General features: G+C 68.2%; 3 protein-coding genes and 1 pseudogene. All 4 read left to right on the top strand.

Annotation, left to right across the window (positions count from 1 at the left end; all coding sequences use genetic code 11):
- Positions 1-535 precede the first annotated feature (535 nt).
- Positions 536-1,603: a hypothetical protein gene (locus E2C05_RS30155; protein ID WP_133223308.1), complete on the top strand. Its 1,068-nt coding sequence runs from the start codon at positions 536-538 to the stop codon at positions 1,601-1,603.
- Between the two features lie 86 nt (positions 1,604-1,689).
- Entirely contained in the window at positions 1,690-2,208 is a 519-nt protein-coding gene (locus tag E2C05_RS30150; protein WP_133223307.1) for a hypothetical protein, read from the top strand.
- Between the two features lie 210 nt (positions 2,209-2,418).
- Positions 2,419-2,583 (top strand): annotated as a pseudogene (locus E2C05_RS30145) (IS481 family transposase); the annotation flags it as partial.
- Positions 2,584-2,738: 155 nt separating this feature from the next.
- Entirely contained in the window at positions 2,739-3,224 is a 486-nt protein-coding gene (locus E2C05_RS30140; protein WP_158292473.1) for a transposase family protein, read from the top strand.
- Positions 3,225-3,305: the final 81 nt, after the last annotated feature.

Below are 3,305 nucleotides of genomic sequence, written 5' to 3'. Positions count from 1 at the left end.
TCGCCAAGGACTGGGAGTGCCTGAACCGGTCAGGCCTGTGCTTCCTGCGCTGGGCCTCCGTCCGCCTCATGCTGCGAAGGCTCTGCCAAACCAGAACATGATCCCGGATGGACTCTGAGGCATTTCGGTCATGGCGGCAGGAGACGCGCGTCCAAATGGCAGCGTGATGGCGCGAGCCGTGCCGACGTGGGACGGTACACGCTCCACGATCCAACAACTTGGCAATGCCCTTGTCCGGCCTTTCGGTGCGGCCATTCTTTGCAGCTGGCCGGCCTGTAGCTGCGTGGATCGTCTCCCTGCCGGATTTGCAGGGACCGCGAAATTAGTTTCATCTCCTACTTCTCTCCGATTAGGCTCGCCCCCTTCGCCGCAGGTGGCAGCCAGCATGCGCGCAGGATGCCTCAGGGTCGTCGCCAGCTTGGCCGCACTCTTAGCGGTTATGGCGCTGCCGCATACGGCCATGGCGCAGGCTCCGTCGTCCCGCCCATCCGCCGCGACCTCGACGCCCTGGCCCAGCCCGCCGTCCCGGGCGCAGATGCTCACGGTCGGAAGCCGTGCGCTGCTGCTCGCCCCGGCGACGAACGAGGCAGCGCGCCTTGGCGCCGCGCGGCTGCTCGCCGCGCCGGTGGCGGCCACGGTCACGGCAGTCTCTCTGCTGCACCCCTTGGCGGATGCTGCCGTGCAGCGCGACATGCAAGCGCGCTGGGGCGGGCGCGACTTCAAGGCGCCTACAGGCGGCCTTCCCGAAATCCAGGGCCTGATGGCGGCTCGACGGGGCGAACGCATGGTCGTGGTCGGACACATGGAACCGGCGGGGTCTGGCCAAGCCACCGGCATGCGGTTTGTGACCCAGGACGGACGCGGCGTGCCGGTGCAGAGCGTACCCGTGGAGGCGCTGCTGGGCGCCGCGCGTGCGAACGATGTTGAGCTCGTGGTCATCGGCTGCAACTGTCTTGCCGCCGGCGCAGCGGGCGGCATCCGCGGCACGCTACGCAGCGAGGACCTGCCGGAGATCCTTGGCGCCATCGCCGCGGCACGCACCCGCGCCGACGTCTATGCCGCCTTCTCCGCGCCTAACGATCCGGTCGTGCTGCGCCCCGATGTCCTGGTGGCGAGCCTAGCGCACGGGCCTGTGCCGGTGGCGCGCAGCGGGCATGAGCCGGTAGCCACCATCCTGCACAGCCCGCAGGCGAGCTCTGACCCTGTTCCTGTGCTCGGCACGACGGAAGGAGGGTGTGGGACCGAGGCGGCCGATGCAGGGGAGGAATACTCGCTGCTTAATGTCGCTGCGCTGCTGGCGGTGGCCGCCATGGTCGCGCAGCTCTGCGTCATTCTCCCCCTCCTGCGCATCACCCGTGCGATGAATGTCCGGCATGGGAAGTTGCCGCGAACGCGCCGCCTCCTCGCGCACATTCTTATACCCTATCTGCAACGAGAAGATCGGTCTCACCTGACTTTCTATGGTCTGGTCGGACTTGGCCTTGTGGTGGCATTGGCGCCCGAGTGCCTGCAGTTGGCGCTCGGCATAGGCGCCGCCGCGCTGGCCTGCCTGATGCTGCTCGGCCTGGATTCGCTAGGGCATCGCGACGTGGGGGACGATTGAAGCCGCGCCATCTCGTCCAGCTCTTGGCGCTCCACGACCCAGCGGGGCTAGACCGGCTACGGCGGGACCACCCTTCGGCGGCCGAGATGCTCCGCACCGGGCGTGACCTCGGCGAGGCGCCTGCCGCGCCACCGGCGGCAACCGCCGAGGCGCTGGCCGACCTCGCCCTGGCCGGTATCACGACGCTGCGCGGCCGGAGCGATGTGCTGCTGGCCACGCTCGCCGCACGACTGCGGCGTGCGCAGTGGCTGCGCATGACCGGTGCAGTGGTTGCGGCACTGGCTAATGCAGGTTTGCTCGCAAGCCTGTCGCGGCTGTTCGGGATTTCAGCGCCGGGCGTGGACGCCGCACTCGCCCTTCTCGGGCTCCTCGCCGCAACGCTGACCATCGTGGCCGACCGCGCTGCGGGCGGCGGCGGAACCCCGGTTGCCGGGCTGTTCGCCACGGCAGCGACGCTCGGCGCGCGCGTGCTTGGTGCCGAGCAGCGGACCCGTCGGACACTCCGGCGATCCCCGGACGCGGAGGCGATAGAGCTCATCCTTGACGAACTGGACGAGATCGCACGCGTTCAGCACGAGTTGGAAGCGACGACGCGGGTAGCTTGAGACAGAACTCATGAAATACGCCAGCATTTCATGCCTCAAGTTGGCATTGCCGAGTTGACGACCCTTGGGCGCAACGCCCTGGCTCGGCCAAGCTCGCAGCACGTCAACCTTACCAACGGCTACCTTTGGGGTCAGGGTGTGGAACTCGGCTCGGTGTTTGGTCCCGGCATTTGATGGTGCAGTCTTCTCCCCGGCATGGAGGGACGCGCTATGGGCCAGGTTCTCCACGGCTGCGCCCGCACGACTGAGGCGGTCCGTCGGGCGATCCAGCATAGTCAAGAGAGCCTGAGGGCTACGGCCGGGCGATACGGCGTCAATCCGAAGACGATCGCCAAGTGGCGTGCGCGTGTCGACGTGGCCGATCGCCCGACCGGCTGTCAATCGGCTTGGAATCGGGACCCCGGATCGGCGCCCAAAAGGGGCTCTGGCGCAGATTCCGTGCAGGTGGGGCGTTGGCGGCGAGTGCCATTGGCGAGGAAACGCCAGCGATGCCCCTCCTTGATCCACGCCCCCTGCTACCTGCTGGCCTCGTGGTCGACACCATCGAGGCCGGGACAGATCGCATCATCATCTCCGCGCATCCAGCGGTGACGATGAGTGCCTGCCCGACTTGCGGCGAGCTGTCGCGCCGCGTGCATAGCCGCTACCAAAGGCATCTGCTTGACCTGCCCTCCCACGGGCGAGCCGTGGTGCTGCATCTGCAGGCGCGCCGCTTCCGCTGTATCACAGCCGAATGCCCACGACGGACCTTCGCCGAGCCGTTACCGGCAGAGGTCGGCCGGCGATCCGGCCAGCGGACCGCGCGGCTGGACGGGTTGGTCCAGCACCTCGGTATTGCCCTCGGTGGCCGCCCTGGTGCGGGTCTCGCCGGGCGCCTCATGCTGCTGGTGAGCCGGGACACGTTGCTACGGGTCGTCCGGCGGCTGGCGCCAGGCGAGGCCGGCCCGGTCCAGGTTATCGGGATTGATGAGTGGGCGGTACGCGTCGTGGCGAACCCACCCCCACTGGAGTGTTGACAGGTTGCTCCCTGGGTCGGTGACGCCGGGGTAGTCTGTTGCCGGTTGGGTTGGGGCGGATCCGGTATGGCGGATGTGGAC

The sequence above is a fragment of the Paracraurococcus ruber genome, from assembly GCF_004353985.1.
Taxonomy (GTDB): domain Bacteria; phylum Pseudomonadota; class Alphaproteobacteria; order Acetobacterales; family Acetobacteraceae; genus Paracraurococcus; species Paracraurococcus ruber.
The sequence above is the reverse complement of the archived record's forward strand: the minus strand, read 5'-3'. Positions and strand labels throughout refer to the sequence as shown.